This is a genomic window from Sorangium sp. So ce394 (assembly GCF_051474665.1).
GTDB classification, from domain to species: Bacteria; Myxococcota_A; Polyangia; order Polyangiales; family Polyangiaceae; genus Sorangium; species Sorangium cellulosum_D.
Map to the genome: position 1 here is coordinate 3145433 of NZ_CP150339.1, position 15866 is coordinate 3161298.

The 15866-nt window shown below is 72.1% G+C and carries 12 protein-coding genes; 6 read left to right on the plus strand and 6 right to left on the minus strand.

What is annotated here, in order from left to right; genetic code table 11:
• The first annotated feature begins 3 nt into the window (after window positions 1–3).
• A complete protein-coding gene (locus WMF33_RS11730) occupies window positions 4–396 on the plus strand; it encodes a DUF4156 domain-containing protein (RefSeq protein ID WP_437337212.1) in 393 nt (130 codons plus the stop codon).
• A gap of 271 nt (window positions 397–667) precedes the next feature.
• Window positions 668–1405: an aquaporin Z gene (gene aqpZ, locus WMF33_RS11735; protein ID WP_437337213.1), complete on the plus strand. Its 738-nt coding sequence runs from the start codon at window positions 668–670 to the stop codon at window positions 1403–1405.
• Here aqpZ and WMF33_RS11740 read toward each other — a convergent pair.
• A complete protein-coding gene (locus tag WMF33_RS11740) occupies window positions 1342–1575 on the minus strand; it encodes a hypothetical protein (protein ID WP_437337214.1) in 234 nt (77 codons plus the stop codon). The two genes, aqpZ and WMF33_RS11740, sit on opposite strands and share 64 nt — an antisense overlap.
• A gap of 26 nt (window positions 1576–1601) precedes the next feature.
• Here WMF33_RS11740 and WMF33_RS11745 point away from each other — a divergent pair, with 26 nt between their 5' ends.
• The gene (locus WMF33_RS11745) at window positions 1602–1766 is read left to right on the plus strand and encodes a DUF4156 domain-containing protein (protein ID WP_437339469.1); all 165 of its coding nucleotides are present in this window, start codon (window positions 1602–1604) and stop codon (window positions 1764–1766) included.
• A gap of 371 nt (window positions 1767–2137) precedes the next feature.
• Here WMF33_RS11745 and WMF33_RS11750 read toward each other — a convergent pair whose 3' ends face one another.
• Both WMF33_RS11750 and WMF33_RS11755 read right to left on the minus strand, forming a co-directional pair.
• Window positions 2138–2863 (minus strand): bacteriocin fulvocin C-related protein, encoded by a 726-nt coding sequence (locus WMF33_RS11750; RefSeq protein ID WP_437337215.1) that lies wholly within the window; start codon window positions 2861–2863, stop codon window positions 2138–2140.
• A 1786-nt stretch (window positions 2864–4649) separates the two neighbouring features.
• Complete coding sequence (locus tag WMF33_RS11755) at window positions 4650–5438, minus strand: sulfite exporter TauE/SafE family protein (protein WP_437337216.1); 789 nt, start codon at window positions 5436–5438, stop codon at window positions 4650–4652.
• Window positions 5439–5546: 108 nt separating this feature from the next.
• On the opposite strand from WMF33_RS11755, the gene WMF33_RS11760 reads away from it, so the two are divergent.
• Both WMF33_RS11760 and WMF33_RS11765 read left to right on the plus strand, forming a co-directional pair.
• Window positions 5547–7625 (plus strand): hypothetical protein, encoded by a 2079-nt coding sequence (locus tag WMF33_RS11760; protein ID WP_437337217.1) that lies wholly within the window; start codon window positions 5547–5549, stop codon window positions 7623–7625.
• A gap of 82 nt (window positions 7626–7707) precedes the next feature.
• A complete protein-coding gene (locus WMF33_RS11765; protein ID WP_437337218.1) occupies window positions 7708–9492 on the plus strand; it encodes an ABC transporter ATP-binding protein in 1785 nt (594 codons plus the stop codon).
• On the opposite strand, the gene WMF33_RS11770 is transcribed toward WMF33_RS11765, so the two are convergent.
• The gene (locus WMF33_RS11770) at window positions 9473–10027 is read right to left on the minus strand and encodes a hypothetical protein (protein WP_437337219.1); all 555 of its coding nucleotides are present in this window, start codon (window positions 10025–10027) and stop codon (window positions 9473–9475) included. The two genes, WMF33_RS11765 and WMF33_RS11770, sit on opposite strands and share 20 nt — an antisense overlap.
• Before the next feature lie 233 nt (window positions 10028–10260).
• On the opposite strand from WMF33_RS11770, the gene WMF33_RS11775 reads away from it, so the two are divergent.
• Window positions 10261–12261 carry a hypothetical protein gene (locus WMF33_RS11775; protein ID WP_437337220.1) on the plus strand — a complete coding sequence of 667 codons (2001 nt, stop codon included), beginning with the start codon at window positions 10261–10263 and terminating at the stop codon, window positions 12259–12261.
• Between the two features lie 66 nt (window positions 12262–12327).
• On the opposite strand, the gene WMF33_RS11780 is transcribed toward WMF33_RS11775, so the two are convergent.
• Together WMF33_RS11780 and WMF33_RS11785 are read right to left on the minus strand one after the other, a co-directional pair.
• Complete coding sequence (locus tag WMF33_RS11780) at window positions 12328–13758, minus strand: DUF1552 domain-containing protein (protein ID WP_020734356.1); 1431 nt, start codon at window positions 13756–13758, stop codon at window positions 12328–12330.
• 2 nt (window positions 13759–13760) lie between these two features.
• On the minus strand, window positions 13761–15509 hold the full coding sequence (locus tag WMF33_RS11785; protein WP_437337221.1) for a DUF1592 domain-containing protein: 1749 nt from the start codon (window positions 15507–15509) through the stop codon (window positions 13761–13763).
• Between the last annotated feature and the right edge of the window lie 357 nt (window positions 15510–15866).

The following is a 15866-nucleotide window of genomic DNA, read 5'->3' on the forward strand; positions in this document are numbered from 1 at the left end:
GACATGAAGACCACGACCTATCGCGCGTTCGCCCTCGTCCTCCTCTCCTCCATGACCCTGCCCGCCTGCGCCGCCGTGGAGCTCAACCCGGGCGCGGAGAAGGTCATCGTCACCAAGCAGCCGGCCCCCGAAGGGTGCCGGTTCCTCGGCACGCTCGTCGGAGAGCAGGGCGGATCCATCTCTGGGAAGTTCACCAGCAACGCCAACCTGCAGAAGGGGGCGGTGAACGACATGAAGAACCAGGCCCATGACCTGGGCGGCAACTACGTGGTCCTCGAGAACACGAACGCCGGCACCACCATCTCCGGCGACCGGGACAGCATGTCCGGCGAGCAGACCGACGTCACCCACATGGGCAACGCGTACAGCTGCCCGCCCCAGCTCGTCGGCCTGTAACCCCGCCCGCGCCAGCGAGCCGGCCGCGGCGATGACGCGCGGCGCGAGGCCCCCGCCGGAAGCCCCGGCGGGGGCCTCGCGCCGTCTGGCAGCAACGCGGCGCGCCTGGGCTCATCCAACGTCGACGAAGCGCAGGTGGAGCGCCGCCTCGGCGGCAGCGCCGGGCGAGCGCGCGGCCTGCGCTTCGTCGACGCCGCCGAGGCGGCTCGGCGGACGGGGGCGGCCGCGCTTCGCGCCGCACGAAGGAAAGCCGGCCACAGGAGAGGGGGAGATGGAACTGTCGTTGTCCAAGCGTACGGCCGCGGAATTTCTCGGGACGTTCTGGCTCGTGCTCGGCGGCTGCGGAAGCGCCGTGCTGTCGGCCGCGGTTCCCGGGCTCGGGATCGGCTTCGCGGGCGTGGCGCTCGCGTTCGGGCTCGCCATGCTCACCATGGCGTACGCGGTCGGCCACATCTCGGGCGCTCACTTCAACCCCGCCGTCACGCTCGGGATGATGGTCGGCGGGCGTTTTCCGGCGCGAGACATCCTGCCGTACATCCTCGCCCAGGTCGCCGGCGCCATCGTCGCCGCAGGGGTCGTCTACGTCATCGCCAGCGGCTCCGCCGGGTTCGCCGTGAGCGACGGCTTCGCCTCGAACGGCTACGGCGCCCACTCGCCCGGCGGCTACTCGCTCGTCGCGAGCCTCGTGGCTGAGATCGTGCTGACCTTCGGCTTCGTGGTGGTGGTCCTCGGCGCCACCGATCTCCGCGCCCCGATCGGGTTCGCGCCCATCGCCATCGGCTTCGCGCTCACGCTCGTTCACCTGATCGGGATCCCGGTGACGAACGTCTCGGTGAACCCGGCGCGCTCGACCGGCCCTGCCCTCTTCGTCGGCGGGTGGGCGCTGTCGCAGCTCTGGCTCTTCTGGCTCGCCCCGCTCGCCGGCGGCGCGCTCGCGGGGGCCCTCTATCCGATGCTCGTCGGCGCGAGGCCGGCCCGCGCCGCCGTCACGCCGCGCTCGACGGTCTGAGCAGGGGGCTCCGGGCGCGCGTGCCGGGCCGGCGGGCCGAACCGGTCCCACCCGAGCTTGGCCGTGAGCACGAGCCCGAGCGCGACCACGAACCACCGCACCTTGCTCGGCGCGATGCGCCGGGCGACCGAGGCGCCCGCCAGCGAGCCGACCACCGCCGCCGCCATCATGATCGGAGAAGGTGGCCGTGAACGACATGAAGAACCAGGGCCACGAGCTCGGCGGCAACTACGTGGTCCTGGAGAACACGAACGCCGGTAATACCATCTCCGGCGATCGGGACAGCATCTCCGGACAGCAGACCGACGTCACCCACATGGGCAACGCGTACAGCTGCCCGCCCCAGCTCGTCGGCCTGTAAGGGCGCCGAGCGCGAGCCCGCTGCGGCGATGATCCGCGGCGCGAGGTCCCCGCCGGTGCCGCCGGCGGGGCCTCGCGCCATGTGGGGCCGCGCGCGTCTGCGCGCCGCCGCCCGAGGGAGCGCTCGACCGGGCGGGCCGGCTTTCCTGGGCGTGGCGCTCGCGTCGGGCTCTCCGTGCGGGGCGATCGCGTATGCAGTGGGTCACATCTCCGGGGCTTACTTCAATTTCGCGGCCGAGCGTGGCCTCCGCTCGGACAGGGAGGTCGCTCGCGCGCGCTTCACCTGCCGCCCTCCGAGGCGGGCCAGGCAGGCTGGGCCGCGCCGCCGGCCGCGGGGGCCCGGCGGGCGAGCCCTTCACCGCCCTCGGGACCTCACTGATTGGGGTAGCAGAGCCCGTCGCAAGCACGCCAGCCGAAGGTACCGCAGCTGTTGGGCAACCACCTGCAAGAGCCCGACTGGCAGTGGTTCGAAGAACCACACCAGTCGTCCTTTGTACTGCATACGCAGTTCGGGGCCCCCATAAGGTACGTCGTCGCGCCGCCGACGGATCCCTTCTCCTCGGTATCAGGGCCGAGCTGGGCGATGATCTGGCCGAGGCTGTCCTTGTCGAAGAGCATCAAGCCCTCCCTGCTCAGGTTGTCGATGATCGCCTCGGCCGCGGCGTCGCCAGGCGAGCGGCTGAAGAAATCGGCGGATGCGGACGCGCCCAGCTTCTGGATGAAGGCCGCCTGTTCGGCCGTCAGCTCGGGGTGGGCGGCCATGTAATGCCGGAAATGCTCCTTCCAGAAGGAGCTCTTCGCCTCGGGGTCGAAGGTCGAAACGATCGCCTTCCGGTAGGTCATGGGGTAGCGCGTCACATCAGCGTACCTGGTAGGGAGCCGGTCTGCGTTCCGAGTCACCCACTCGTAGATGGCGTCGCAGCCCGCATCGGCGCGGACGCCCTCCAGGAGGGCGGCCTCCGACGGCGCGGCCTCCAGAGCCCTGTCACCCTCGTCCTCGTCCGCGGCGCCGCACGCCACGAGGCCGAGGCTCGATGCTGCAGCAACCACCACGAACGACGTCGAAACGATAAACGAACGGATTGCATTATTGAACATTGGATCCTCCAATCATACTGGCATCACCAGGCGATGCCGTCTTCGCTCAATGCAACCCGCGCGCCGCGGATCATCCTCTGCGGCGGCATGCACCGAAACGCCGCGACAAAAGGGGAGATGTCGTGAGACGAGGTGTGGATCCTCGGACAGAGCCGAGGTCGCGCGGGGACTCGACCCCGAGGGCTCTCGCTTCGAGGGCTCCGGCGCGCATCCCGTCAGACCCGGCTCCGTCTGCTCCAGCGGACCCGGTCCGCGGCGAGAGAAGCCTGTCTGGCAGACTCGGAGCTGTAGGTTCGGCGTCGCGATGGGGCGGCGACAACAGAGCGAGGAGCTCGATCAGAACCCGCGACGCGCAGCGCCTGCGGCGAGCAGGGCCGCCATGGCGCCGCGGCAGAAGGCGCGCCGACGCGCCCGGGATGGCGCGTTCGACGGCGTCCCCGCGGACGAGGCGGTGCGCGCCGGCGCTGCGAGAGCGGACGAGCGCGCGGCATCTGTCGTGTCTCTTTTTGCGGACAGCGTCCTCTGCAGCGGAGCGCTCCTCAGCGGCCTCACGAGGCTCCTGGTGTGTGTGGCCGCGGGTGACGCAGCTTCCGGAGCCGGTTGCCGTCACCGAGCGGCCGCGAATCGGCCTCGGCTTGGGCGCGCGAGGTGAGCAGCCGTGACTGAGGCCGAGTCCGCCACGAGGCGAAGGATGGCGACCAGCCGCGCCAGCGGGCGCTGTCGCGTCCCGCACCGCGCCGCCGCCTCTACACCCGGTGGTGGCACATCGCCTGCAAGCAATGCCATGATGCCCATGACCCGCGTCCAGGAGAATCATCTATGCTGAAGAAATTGAGCCTCGCGGTGGCCGCGGCGCTGTTACTGGCCGCCTGCGATGCATCCCCGCGGGGAGGGCCGCCTGGTGATGTGGAGTCCCTCGCGAGCGCGGAGAGCGCTTTGGAGCCAGGAGAGTGGACGGGTTGCGGCCGGAGTGGCAACAATTGCGGTCTCACCGCTCACGTCTCGTCTTACTTCTGCTCGGCGGATTGTATCGGGGGCGGCGGCAGCTGCCCGCCGGGTGAGGGCACGGGCCATACCTGTAGCCCCAATCCAGACGGCGGTTTCTCGACGTGTGGTGGCGGTCAGCTTGCCTGTGACAATCTATGGCATGTTGTTGGCGCCACGTGCGACCCTGGCTGCGGTAGATGCTCGCTGGCGTCTACGAACGTCAAATCATACAACTCGGTCCAGTGCGCGCCCAATACGGACGCCTTCTTGCAATGCAAACTCGGCGATAGCAGCTGCCCTTCCGGTTACGTGCAGGTCAAGAGGGTGTGCGACACGGCCAGCCTCGGCAACTGCCCTCTCAACTGCGGCCCCGGTTACTCGAACGCGGCCAATGGTGTGTTGTGCTGCAAGGATAGATACAGTCCAGGTTGCACGGCACTGGCGAATCAATACTGGCAGTGAGCCAGGCGTGCCTGTGGGCCGTATGCACTGGGCTGCTCGCGAGGCGTCCGGGGGAGCGTTCTTGTACACTCCGCGGACGCACAGCCCTGGTTGTGCTGCGCAGGGGAATCGAGCGGGGCCGTGTAGGAGTCGAGCTTGATCGGCTCGCAGGCAACGCCGTTCGCCTGGGATACTTCGATGCGAGCTGGCGCAGGCCGTCGAGCCGCGCGTGTCCCTTCCCTCCCTGGCTTGGCGAGCCGTCCAGCACTGAGTTTACGAATCCGAGGACCACCTCCGAGGTCGCCGCGAAGCGGCGCAGAAGTCCGGCCATCCCTGGCCGGACTTCTGCCGGGCGGAGCTAGGCCGGCGGGCCGAACCGGTCCCACCCGAGCTTGGCCGTGAGCACGAGCCCGAGCGCGACCACGAACCACCGCACCTTGCTCGGCGCGATGCGCCGGGCGACCACGGCGCCGACGAGCGAGCCGACCACCGCCGCCGCCATCATGATCGGCGTGGCGACCGGATCGACCGCGCCCGCGAACAGGAACGCGAGCGCGGCCACCCCGTTGATCAGGCTCGCGAGCACGGTCTTGATCGCGTTCAGCCGGTGGATGTCCACGTTGCCGCCGAACGACGAGAGCAGCGCCAGCATCATGATGCCGATGCCCGCGCCGAAGTAGCCGCCGTACACGCTCACCAGGAACTGGAGCAGGAACACGAGCCACGGCCGCGAGGGCAGGGCGAACTCCTCCGCCGCGCCGCCCTTCTCCGACGGCTTCGCCGGGCGCAGGTTCTGCCAGAGCAGGAGCAGCGTCGCGACGAGCACGAGCCCGGGCACCGCCGCGTCGAACACGCGCTGCGGCGTCACGAGCAGGAGCGCCGAGCCCGCGACGCCGCCGAGCAGCGACGGCAGGAAGAGGACGCCGAGGACCCGGTAGTCCCGGGCGAGCTCGCGTCGATACGCCCACGCCGACGCGAGCGACGCGGGCGTGAGCGCCACGGCGTTCGTCGCGTTCGCGGGCAGCGGCGCGAGCCCCGCCGCGATCGCCGCGGGGAACGACACGAGCGTGCCGCCCCCGGCGACCGCGTTGATGACGCCGGCCACGGCGGCGCCGCCGGCGAGGAGTGCGGCTCGCGTCAGATCCACGCCGCGACATGGCCCGAGCCCGGCCGCGCTGTCAACCGCGGCCCGGAGCCCCTAGCATGGCGCTGCCGCCGATCCCGTCGGCCGCTCCTCCCTGGAAAGCCGAGCGCCATGCCGCGATCCCCCACGTTCTTTCCCGCCGCGTTGCTCTCCGCGCTGTCGCAGGCCGCGATGCCCGCGAGCGCCGCCGCCGGCGAGGCGCAGCCGGATCGCGCGCTCGTCTGGGCGGCCGACGACGGCACGCGCGTCCGGCGCGAGGACGTCGGTCTGCCGCTCTCGCGCGGCGAAGGCAACGCGCTCTTCCGGCCCGGCGGGCCGATCCGGCTCGGCGCGCTCCGCGCGGAGGTCGTCGCCTTCCAGGTGATCGTCGAGGCGGGCGCCGAGCCCGTACGCGGCGTCACGGTCGAGCTCTCCGGGCTCGCCCCCGCGGCCGCCGCGGGCGCGCCGGCCAGGGACCCGGCCGCGGCGCAGCCGCCGGCCCCGGGCGGCGCGCCCGCGGACGCGATCTCGATCGCCCGCTTCGTCGAGCACTACGTCGAGATCCGGCAGCGCTCGCGCAACGACCAGCGACCCCTGGAGTCGCTCGGGTGGAGCCCGGCGGCGCGCCCGCCGGACGACCGGCACCTCGGGCTCCTCCCCGACGCGCTGATCCCGGTCGAGCTCGCGCCGCCCTGGGCGCCGTATCCGCTCGAGGTCGGCGCCCGCGAGACCAGGGCGGTCTGGGTCGACCTCCACGTCCCGGAGGGCGCCGCCCCCGGCCTCCACGAGGGCAAGGTGGTGGTCCGCTCGGCCTCGCACGGCGAGCTCGCGTCCCTCGATCTGAGGCTCGACGTCGCGCCGGCGACGCTGCCGTACGGCCCGGTCGACTTCATCGCCTTCTACGAGATCGACCGCGTCGCCGAGCGGATCGGCGACGGACCCGCCGTCGAGCAGCAGCTCTGGCAGCTGCTCCACGAGCACCACGTCGACGGCTTCGCGTCGGTCCGGAGCCCCGCCGAGGTCGAGCGGCTGCGGCCGGCCATCGACGGCTCGCTCTACACGAAGGAGCGCGGCTACCGCGGGCCGGGCCAGGGCGTCCCGCCCGCCGCGGTGGCGCTCGGCGCCTACGGCGGCTTCGGCGACCCGAAGGAGGAGACGCTCCGCCGCGTCGAGGCCGTCGCCGACAGCCTCCCGCCGGCGGTGGACGACGTGATGCTCTACGCGATCGACGAGCAGTGCGAGAGCCCCCGCGGGCCCGGGTGGCGCCGGCTCGTCCGCGGCTCGCGCCTGTCGTCGCGCATCCTCGTGGGGCACTCGTGCGGCGAGGTGCACCCGCTGCAGCAGGACGTCGACCTCGTGCTCACGCCGGCCAACCGCTTCGACTCCGTGTGGGCGCGGGCCGCGCGCGAGGCCGGCAAGCGGCTCTGGGTGTACAACGGCGCGCTGCCGCGGACCGGCACCTTCATGATCGACGCGCCGCTCACCGGCCTCATGGCCGACGGCTGGATCGCGGCGACCCACGAGGTGGGCCGCTGGTTCCTCTGGGAGACGGCGTTCTGGCACGACGGCAACCGCGGCGGGAAGGGGCCCGTCGACCCGTTCACGGTCGCCGAGAACTTCCACAACCGCGACGGCGACGCCTGCCTCGGCGACGGCATGCTGCTCTACCCCGGGACGCAGCGCGGGCGGTTCGCCGCCCGCTCCGTCGGCTTCGCCGGCGTGCTCCCCTCGATGCGCCTGAAGAGCTTGCGCCGCGGCATCCAGGACGCCGGCTACATCGCCCTGGCCAGGTCGGCGTCGCCCGGCGCCGCGGACGCGATCGTGAAGGACGTGATCCCGGCCGCGCTCGACGAGACGCTCGACGCCTCGCCGACCGCGTGGAGCAGCGAGGGCGCCGCGTTCTTCGAGGGCAGGGCCGCGCTGCGCGCCCTGATCCCGGCGGGCGCCTCGCTCGACGCCGCCGGCGTCCGCCGCGCGCTCTCCGAGGCGGCAGCCGCGCGGCGCGCGCTCGTCCCGCTCGCGCGGCCGAAGGGCGCGGGCGACGCGCCGCCGGCGGAGGGCCCGGGGCAGGCCGCGCCGGGGCCGCTGCGCCGCTGGGGCGCGACGGGGCTGCTCCTCGCCGTCCTCGGCCTCGGCGCCGCGGCGCTCGCGCTGGCCGTCGCGCTCCACCGGCGGCGGCGGCGGTCCGGGCGCCGGGCCGACCGGCGCTGATCGGCGGGCCGCGCGCCGGCCCGCGACGCCGCCGGCCCGCGGCGCGGCCGCCTCCGCGCCGCCTGCTACGCTCGCGCCCCCCATGCAGAGCCCAGACACCGGCCGGCGCCCCGGCCGAGCGCACCTCCGGCGGCTCCTCCGCCTCGCCCGCCCCGAGCTCGGCAAGCTCGCGCTCGGCACCCTCTTCCTGGGCGTGGGCAGCGGCATCAGCCTCCTGCTCCCCCAGGCGATCCGGAAGATCATCGACGACGCGCTCGGCCCGGGCAGCGGCGTCGAGGCGATCGACGACGCCGCGCTCTGGCTCGCGCTCCTCATCGTGGTGCAGGCCGCCGCCGTCGCGCTGCGGTACGTCCTCTTCTCGACCGCCGGCGAGCGCGTCGTGGCCCGGCTCCGGGCGCAGCTCTTCGAGCACCTCCTCCGGCAGGAGGTGGCGTTCTTCGACGACCACAGGACCGGCGAGCTGACGAACCGCCTCGCCTCCGACACCACGGTCCTCCAGAGCGCCGTCAGCGTGAACGTGTCGATGGCGCTGCGCTACGCCGCGTCCGTGATCGGCGGCGTCGCGTTCCTCCTCTACACCTCCCCGCGGCTCACCCTCCTGATGCTCGCCGTGGTCCCCGTCGTGGCGTTCGGCTCGGTGGCCTACGGCCGCCGCGTCCGCCGGCTCTCCCGCAGCGTGCAGGACGCGCTCGCGCGCGCCAGCGAGGTCGCCGAGGAGGCGCTCTCGGGCATCCGCACCGTCCGGGCCTTCGCCGCCGAGCAGCACGAGGCGGCGCGCTATTCCGGCCGGGTCGCCGAGTCGTTCGACCTCGCCAGCAAGCGCATCCGCGCCTCGGCGAGCTTCATGGGCATGGTCACGTTCGCCGGCTACAGCGCCGCCGCGCTCGTCCTCTGGTACGGCGGCCACCTCGTCGTCGAGGGCCGCATGACGCTCGGCGGGCTCACCTCGTTCCTCGTCTACACGATCGTCGTCGCCTTCGCCCTCGGCGGCCTCAGCGACCTCTGGGCCGACTTCATGAAGGCCACCGGCGCCGCCGAGCGCATCTTCGACCTCCTCGACCGCGAGCCGGCCATGGCGGACGCGGGCGGCGCCCAGCCGAGCGCCGTCGAGGGGCGCCTCGAGCTCCAGCGCGTGCGGTTCAGCTACCCGACCCGCAAGGACGTGCCCGTGCTCAAGGGCATCGACATCGCCGTTCGCCCCGGAGAGGCCATCGCCCTGGTCGGGCCGTCCGGGGCGGGCAAATCCACGATCGCCTCGCTGCTCCTGCGGCTCTACGACCCCGACGAGGGCCGCATTCTCCTCGACGGGCGCGATCTGCGCGAGCTCTCGCCGACCTGGCTCCGCCGGCAGGTCGGGATCGTCGCGCAGGAGCCGCTCCTCTTCGCCGCGAGCGTGGCCGACAACATCCGTTATGGGCGGGAGGACGCCTCGGACGCGGAGGTCGAGGCGGCGGCGCGCGCGGCGAACGCGCACGCGTTCATCCAGCGGTTCCCCTCGGGGTATCGCACGCTCGTCGGCGAGCGCGGGGTGCAGCTGTCCGGCGGCCAGAAGCAGCGCGTGGCGATCGCGCGCGCGATGCTCAAGGACCCTCGGCTGCTCGTGCTCGACGAGGCGACGAGCGCGCTCGACGCGGAGAGCGAGCACCTCGTGAAGGGGGCGCTCGACGCGCTGATGAAGGGGCGCACGACGTTGATCATCGCTCACCGCCTCTCGACGGTGATGGGCGCCGACCGCGTGCTGGTGATGGATGGGGGTACGATCGTGCAGAGCGGGGCGCACGCGGCGCTCATCGCCGAGGACGGCCTCTATCGCCGGCTGGTCGAGCGGCAGTTCGTGAGCGCGCAGCTCACGACGACTGCTGTATGATGAGCTGCTGCGTCGCCTTGCGCTCGCCCACGATGGAGACGGCCGTCTCCGAGGCGAGCGCCGTCGCGCCCTGCGACGTGCGGCGCAGCGTGCCGAGCAGCGCATACCAGCCGTGCTGCCCGCTCGTGAGGGCGCGCGCGCTGATCGCGTCCGTCCGGACGAGCGCCTTGCGCGCCACCCGGAGCACGCTGCGCTGGATACCCTCGATCAGGTCGAGCGTGGCGCCGAGCCGCTCCTGCGTCTCGACGCGCACGTCGTCGAGCAAGCCGAACCCCGCGCGCACGACCTCATCGGCCACGCCGAGGCTGCCGTCCACCCACGTATAGATCAGCCCCTCTCGCGGATTGCTGAGCTGCGCGTGCTCTGAAACGTTGCTGCCGGCCGCGATCTGGCCGGAGATGCTCTCGTCCATCTCGAACCCCCTTTCCTCATGGTGGTTGGCAGGCGACTCGCCTGCTGCGAACCCACTATCGACAACCGAGGTCTCGGATGGGTTATCACAGCGAAACAAAGGTGTGAACCCTTTCTTTCTCATCGCCTCCCTTTCGGATGCGGGCGCGCAGAGGTCACCTGAAGAGGCTGTCGTGAGCGTTCTGCTGAATCCGTGATAATTCAATGAAAACACGTGAACAACGGCCAGCGCGTCGGTGACGTAAGCTAGCGGCCGCAGGAAGATCCTTAGTCCTTGGCAGGCGCGCCCTGGCTAGCTAGCGTCTCGCGGTGCCCACGCGGCCCACGAATACCGGGCGATTCATGAGGAGAACCACCTTGTCAACGCTTCTTGCCGCCTCCTGCGCCTCCGGCGCGCCGCACGGCAAGGCGCCCCCGGCGGCGCCCGCTCCTGAGCCCCTGGCCTTCGAGATCCAGGAAGGCCGGATTCGCAACCACTTCTTCCGTCATGGTCATATCGCTGCTCATGTCCTGACGAGCTCGGGCGTGTCGCCGCGGCTCATCGTCGCTTTTCCGGCGGGCAACATGGGAATCGCCGTGTGGTTCGACGCGCTCCCGGCGCCGGTCGAGCTCTCGGTGGAGGGGGGCCTCTCCGGCGTCGAGCGGCCCGGCGGCATGCGCGGCGTCTCGGCGCTGCTCGCGAGCGAGGCCCCGGCGCTGCGCGTCCATCGGCTGATCCTCGGCAGCATCCGCACGGTGCGCGACGTGGGCCGCGACGCGCCGCTCCCGGCCTGGCTGCGCGGCGACGTCGAGGCGGGCGGCGCGTCGATCGCCGCGCGGCGTACCACGCGGGACGGCGAGCACCACCTCGAGCTGCTCGTCGAGCCGGAGGGCGGCACGACGGCCGCGCTGGGGCCGGACGGCCGGATCGAGCTCACCGCGGGCCCGAGCGGCCTGCGGGTCCGGGTGACGGCGCTCTCGGACGAGCCGCCGCTCACGCCGGTGCCGCTCGACGAGCTCGTCACCGAGCGCGCCGCCGACGACCCGCGCCACCGGCAGGCGCTCGCCTTCCTCGCGTACCGGGAGAAGCTCTTGGCCGGGTCGTGGCGCTTCCTCACGTACTTTGGCCGCGACACGCTGCTCGCGGTGAGGATGCTCCTGCCGGTGCTGGAGCCGGCCGCGATCGAGGCGGGCATCGGCTCGGTCCTCGATCGGCTGAGCCCGTCCGGGGAGGTCGCGCACGAGGAGGCGATCGGCGAGTACGCGGCGCTCCTGCACCTCGCCGCCGGCCGCGCCGAGGCGCTGCGCGAGCCCGTCTACGATTACAAGATGGTCGACGACGACTTCCTCCTCGCGCCGCTCTGCGCCGAGTACCTCCTCGGCAGCGCGCCGGGCCGGGAGCGCGCGGCGGCGTTCCTCTCGCGCCGGACGCCGGCGGGCGACACGTATGCGCAGGCGCTCGCGCGGAACGTGTCGCTCGTGCTCCGCCTCGCCGCCCCGTTCGCCGAGACGGGGGATCCGAGGGCGCTCGTCTCGCTCAAGGAGGGAGAGTCCGTCGGCGAGTGGCGCGACAGCGCGGAGGGCCTCGCGTTCGGCCGCATCCCGTACGACGTGAACGCCGCCCTCGTCCCGGCCGCGCTCCGCGCGTCGGCGCGGCTGCTCGCGAGCCCGCTGCTCGGCGCCGACGCGGAGGGCGCCGGCCGGGCGGAGCGGCTCGCGCGCGCGTGGCGGGACGCCGGCGTGTTCTTCCGGGTGGAGGTGCCGGAGGCGGAGGCGCGGCGGCGCGTCGCCGCCTATGCGGCGTCGCTGGGCCTGGACGCGGCGCCCGCGCTCGCGTCGCTCTCGGGGCCGCTCTCGTTTCCGGCGATCGCGCTCGACCGGGAGGGCAGGCCCCTCCCCATCATGCACTCCGACGACAGCTTCGTCCTCCTGTTCACCGACCCGCCGCCCGGCGCCCTCGAGGAGATCGCCGGCCGCCTGCTCCGCCCCTTCCCGGCGGGCCTGCGGACGCCGGTCGGCGTCCTCGTCGCGAACCCCGCGCTCGCGCCGGATCCGGCGCTCTGGGCGCTGTTCACGAGAGGCCACTACCACGGCACGGTCACCTGGTCGTGGCAGCAGGCGATGCTGGCCGCGGGCCTCGACCGGCAGCTCGCGCGCGGCGACCTGCCGGCCCCCGCGCGCGGCGCGCTGGAGCGCGCGCGGCGCGCGCTGTGGGAGGTGATCCAGGCGTCGCGGGAGGCGAGCACCGGGGAGCTCTGGAGCTGGGCCGTCGAGGGCGGCCGTTACCGGCGGGTCCCGTTCGGCGCCGAGCGGGCGCACCACGACGAGTCGAACGCGGTGCAGCTCTGGAGCACGGTGTACCTCGCGGTGCGCCCGTGATCGGCGCGAGGCGTGATTGGGGAGGGGGAGAGGGGGAGGGGGAGAGCTCGCCCCGAACGCTCGCGCCTACGCGAACAGCCCCGAGATCGCCGTCGTGTGGAGGTCGGAGTCCCCGATGACGAAGTTCGGGAGGCCGAAGGCGCCCGCGCACGCCATCCAGTAGTCGTTGGTCGACCGGAGGCCGCGGCCGCCGTTGTCCCACACGCGCCCGCCGAGCAGCTTGGTGCCCGCGCCGCCGAAGAGCAGCCAGGCCATCTTGTCCCAGTTGTGATGTCGGGTCCCGACCTCGGTGATGTAAGGGACGAGGGTGTTGTCCAGCAGCGATCCGCCGTTCACGTCCTTTGCGGCCGCGAGCTCCTGCAGGAACCCCACCATCTTGTTGGCATAGAACTCCTCCACGCGCGTGAGGAACTCCAGCGTGTCCCGCGTGTCGGGATCGTGGCTCGTCGTGTGGTGGACCTTGAAGATCTTCGAGTCCGGCGGCCACAGGTCGCCGAAGCTCACGTGGTTGGTCCCCGGGGCCCACTGGAAGGTCACCACGCGCGTCAGGTCGCACCGGAAGGCCGCCTTGACCACGGCGAAGTGCAGGGCGCCGATGCGCGCGTGCTTCTCGTCGTCGCGCTCTCTCACGACGTGCGACGAGTTGTAAGGGTCGATGTACTCGCTGACGCTGACGATCTCCGGCGGCTGCTCCATGCCGCAGAACGCGGGGTTGGTCGGGTCGGCGTCGAACTCCTTCTCCACCTCGCGGATCGCCTCCAGGTGCGCGTCCAGGAGCTCGCGCTGCGCGCTCGGCGCGAGCTCGTGGAGCCGGCCGAGGTCCCGCGTCGCGAAGTCGAGCACGCTCTTCTTCTGCCGGCGCGCCCTGGCGAGCGCCTCGAGGTTGTCGTTCGTCGTCCCGCCGGGCATCAGCGAGCCGAACACCCGCTGGTAGGCATCGAACGGCTGGTAGTACGGCGTCATCGGGGCCCGCGGGCCGGAGTACGACATGTGGCGCGTCGACACCTCCGGCGTGTCCGCGCGCTTGTCGCACGAGAGCTGGAGCGACGCGATCGCCGTCCCCTGCAGATCGGCCGACTGCTTCTGGATCAGCTGGTCGACGCTCGCCGCCTCGGACATCGGGTCGTCCCCGCCGTTGCCGGGGTAGAGCTGCTTGGTCCGCGTACCGGTCGCCATCAGGACGGTCCCGCGCTCGTGGCCGCCGCCGACCGACCCCTCGGACGGCAGCTTCAGGTCGCGGAACACCACCATCTTGTCCTTCACCGGCTCGAACGGCTTCAGGATGCGGGACAGCGTGAAGTTGGTCCCGTTCCCTTGCGGCCACCAGTTCTCGTAGACGGTGCCCACGGGCCGCTGGACGATGAGGAACCGCTTCGGGCTCGGCGCGCCCTCCGCGGTCCGCTCCAGGCCGCGGAGGATCGCGAACATCCCCGCGGCGGCGCCGACGCCCTGGAGGAAGCGGCGGCGGGACGAGACATAGGGCAGGTGGCGGTTCATGGTCACTCCTCCTCCGTGCGCTCGGCGAGCGCGCGCGACGTCGCGACGGCCTTCACGATGGCCGGCAGGGTGCGCTCGCCCACCGGCAGCGCGTTGATCACGCCCTCGACCTGGCAGTCGTCCGGCCTGAGCTCTTCATCGTCGGTGCTGTAGGTGACGAGGTGCCGCGTCAGGCACGCGGCGAACTCCTCCCTTTGCGCCATCACACCGATGAACTCGACCGCGTTCGGGTAGCTCTCGTACAGCCCGAGGAGCCCGTTCATCTCGATGACCGAGTCGATGGGCTCTCCATCGAGCGTGTCTCGATAGCGGCCCAGCGGATCGTAGTTCTCGAGCGTCAGGCCGAACGGGTCGATCCCCCGGTGGCACACGCCGCAGGTGCTGTTCATCGCGCGCGCCTCGGCGCGCTCGCGCTCGGTCATGTCGGCCTTGAGCAGGTCGGCCACCGCCTGCGCGAGCTCCTCCGGCGGCGACGCGAGCTTCGGAAGGCAGAGCAGCGCGCCGCGGACGAACAGCCCCCGCGCGACCACGCTCGTGTTGTCCGTGCGCGAGAGCGTCGCGAGGACGCTCGCCTGCGTGAGCAGGCCGGCGCGCTGGCCTTCGGGCAGGGTGACCCGCGAGAACTCCTCCGCCGCGCCCGTGTGCTCCACGCCGTACACCTTGGCGAGCGGCTCGTTGACGAACGTCTCGCGCGACGTGAGCAGCTCGTTGACGTCCGCGCCGCGCTCCCAGAGGGTCTCGTCCACGAACAGCTCGGTCTCGTGGAACATGGCCGCCTGGAGCCCGGGACCGTATTCGGGGAACATCCCAGGGTCCTTGATCGTGCCGAACAGGTTGCTGAGCCCCCACGCCGCGAGCAGCGTCGTGCTCAGGCTGCGCCGCGTCTCCGGCAGCGCGAGCAGCCGCTCGGTCTGCCGGGCGATCTCCTTCGGGTCGCGGAGGGCCCCGGAGTCGGCGGCGGCCATCAGCTCCGCGTCCGGCTGGCTGTCCGTGAGGAAGAACGAGAGCTCGCTGGCGAGCTCGTGCGGCGTCAGCCGCACGACGCCGTCGCTGTCCTTCTCGCCGAGCTCCGTCCGGTAGGAGAAGGAGGGCGCCGCGAGGATGGCCTCGACGGCGAGCACCACGCCGCGCTCGTAGCTCTCTTCCTTCCCGAGCGCGAACACCTCCATCAGGTCCGCGAGCTCGGCCTCGCCGATCGGCCTCCGGAACGCCTGCGCCGCGAACCGAGCCAGGAAGTCGCGCGCGCACGCGTCATCCCCGTTCTGCGCGCAGCCCGTCACCTCCTGGAAGCGCCCCTTGAGGGTCTCCGCGGCGTAAGCGGCGCTGTCGAGCCGCCCGCGCACCAGCGATGTGCCGGCGACCAGCCCCTTCTTCATGAACGGCTTGGTCTTGTCGTCGGGCGCCAGATCGGCCCGCACGGCGTCGTCCCCGAGCACGGTGCGCACGGAGTTCGTGAACTGAAGATCGGTGAGCAGCACGACGCGGCGCCCGAGCCGCGGCGCGCACTGCGCCTCCGCGTCCGGGCGCCCGTCGTTGGGTCGCCCGCTGCTGCCACCTGGTTCTTGTTCGTCGGGGTTGCTCCCGAGGGTGCCCGTACACGCCGCCGCCACGAGGGCCGAGGCGCACGCGGCGAGCCACGCCGAGCGGCGCCACGCGGCGCTCCGAGGCGAGCGCTCCCGGGCGGCCTGCCCCTCCCCCGAAGCGGGGGGCGCCGCGCGCTTTATCCGATCCCAAATCCGAGGTCGATGCATGAACAAACCTCCCAATCTATCCCGCGGCGCGAGCGCCTGTTCACTCGCCCATCGTTTGAGACCTGCCTACGGCACGGGGCGAGGTGGGCTTAACCGGTACAGAAGGCAAGCCCCTCTCGACTGGACGCCATCCCGAAACCCCCCATGCTCCACACCCTAGGATGCGAAGCCGCGCAACGACAACCGTGTCGTCGCCGCAGCGAAGCGCCACCTCGCCGTCGGGCGAGGATCCTCCGGGGGCGAGCGCGCGGTGCTGCCGAGCGCCCTGCTCACTTCCGAATATGCTTAGTTTCGACCACACACGCTCATGAGTCAAACCAATTTGTCGCGATCGGGGCGTTTGACTAGGACGCCAAG

Excerpts from the sequence above, each read along its gene's own strand:
- WMF33_RS11730 (WP_437337212.1), top strand. The coding sequence starts at position 4 with ATGAAGACCACGACCTATCGCGCGTTCGCCCTCGTCCTCCTCTCCTCC.
- aqpZ (WP_437337213.1), top strand. The coding sequence starts at position 668 with ATGGAACTGTCGTTGTCCAAGCGTACGGCCGCGGAATTTCTCGGGACG.
- WMF33_RS11740 (WP_437337214.1), bottom strand. The coding sequence starts at position 1,575 with ATGATGGCGGCGGCGGTGGTCGGCTCGCTGGCGGGCGCCTCGGTCGCC.
- WMF33_RS11745 (WP_437339469.1), top strand. The coding sequence starts at position 1,602 with ATGAAGAACCAGGGCCACGAGCTCGGCGGCAACTACGTGGTCCTGGAG.
- WMF33_RS11750 (WP_437337215.1), bottom strand. The coding sequence starts at position 2,863 with ATGTTCAATAATGCAATCCGTTCGTTTATCGTTTCGACGTCGTTCGTG.
- WMF33_RS11760 (WP_437337217.1), top strand. The coding sequence starts at position 5,547 with ATGCCGCGATCCCCCACGTTCTTTCCCGCCGCGTTGCTCTCCGCGCTG.
- WMF33_RS11765 (WP_437337218.1), top strand. The coding sequence starts at position 7,708 with ATGCAGAGCCCAGACACCGGCCGGCGCCCCGGCCGAGCGCACCTCCGG.
- WMF33_RS11770 (WP_437337219.1), bottom strand. The coding sequence starts at position 10,027 with ATGAGAAAGAAAGGGTTCACACCTTTGTTTCGCTGTGATAACCCATCC.
- WMF33_RS11780 (WP_020734356.1), bottom strand. The coding sequence starts at position 13,758 with ATGAACCGCCACCTGCCCTATGTCTCGTCCCGCCGCCGCTTCCTCCAG.
- WMF33_RS11785 (WP_437337221.1), bottom strand. The coding sequence starts at position 15,509 with ATGCATCGACCTCGGATTTGGGATCGGATAAAGCGCGCGGCGCCCCCC.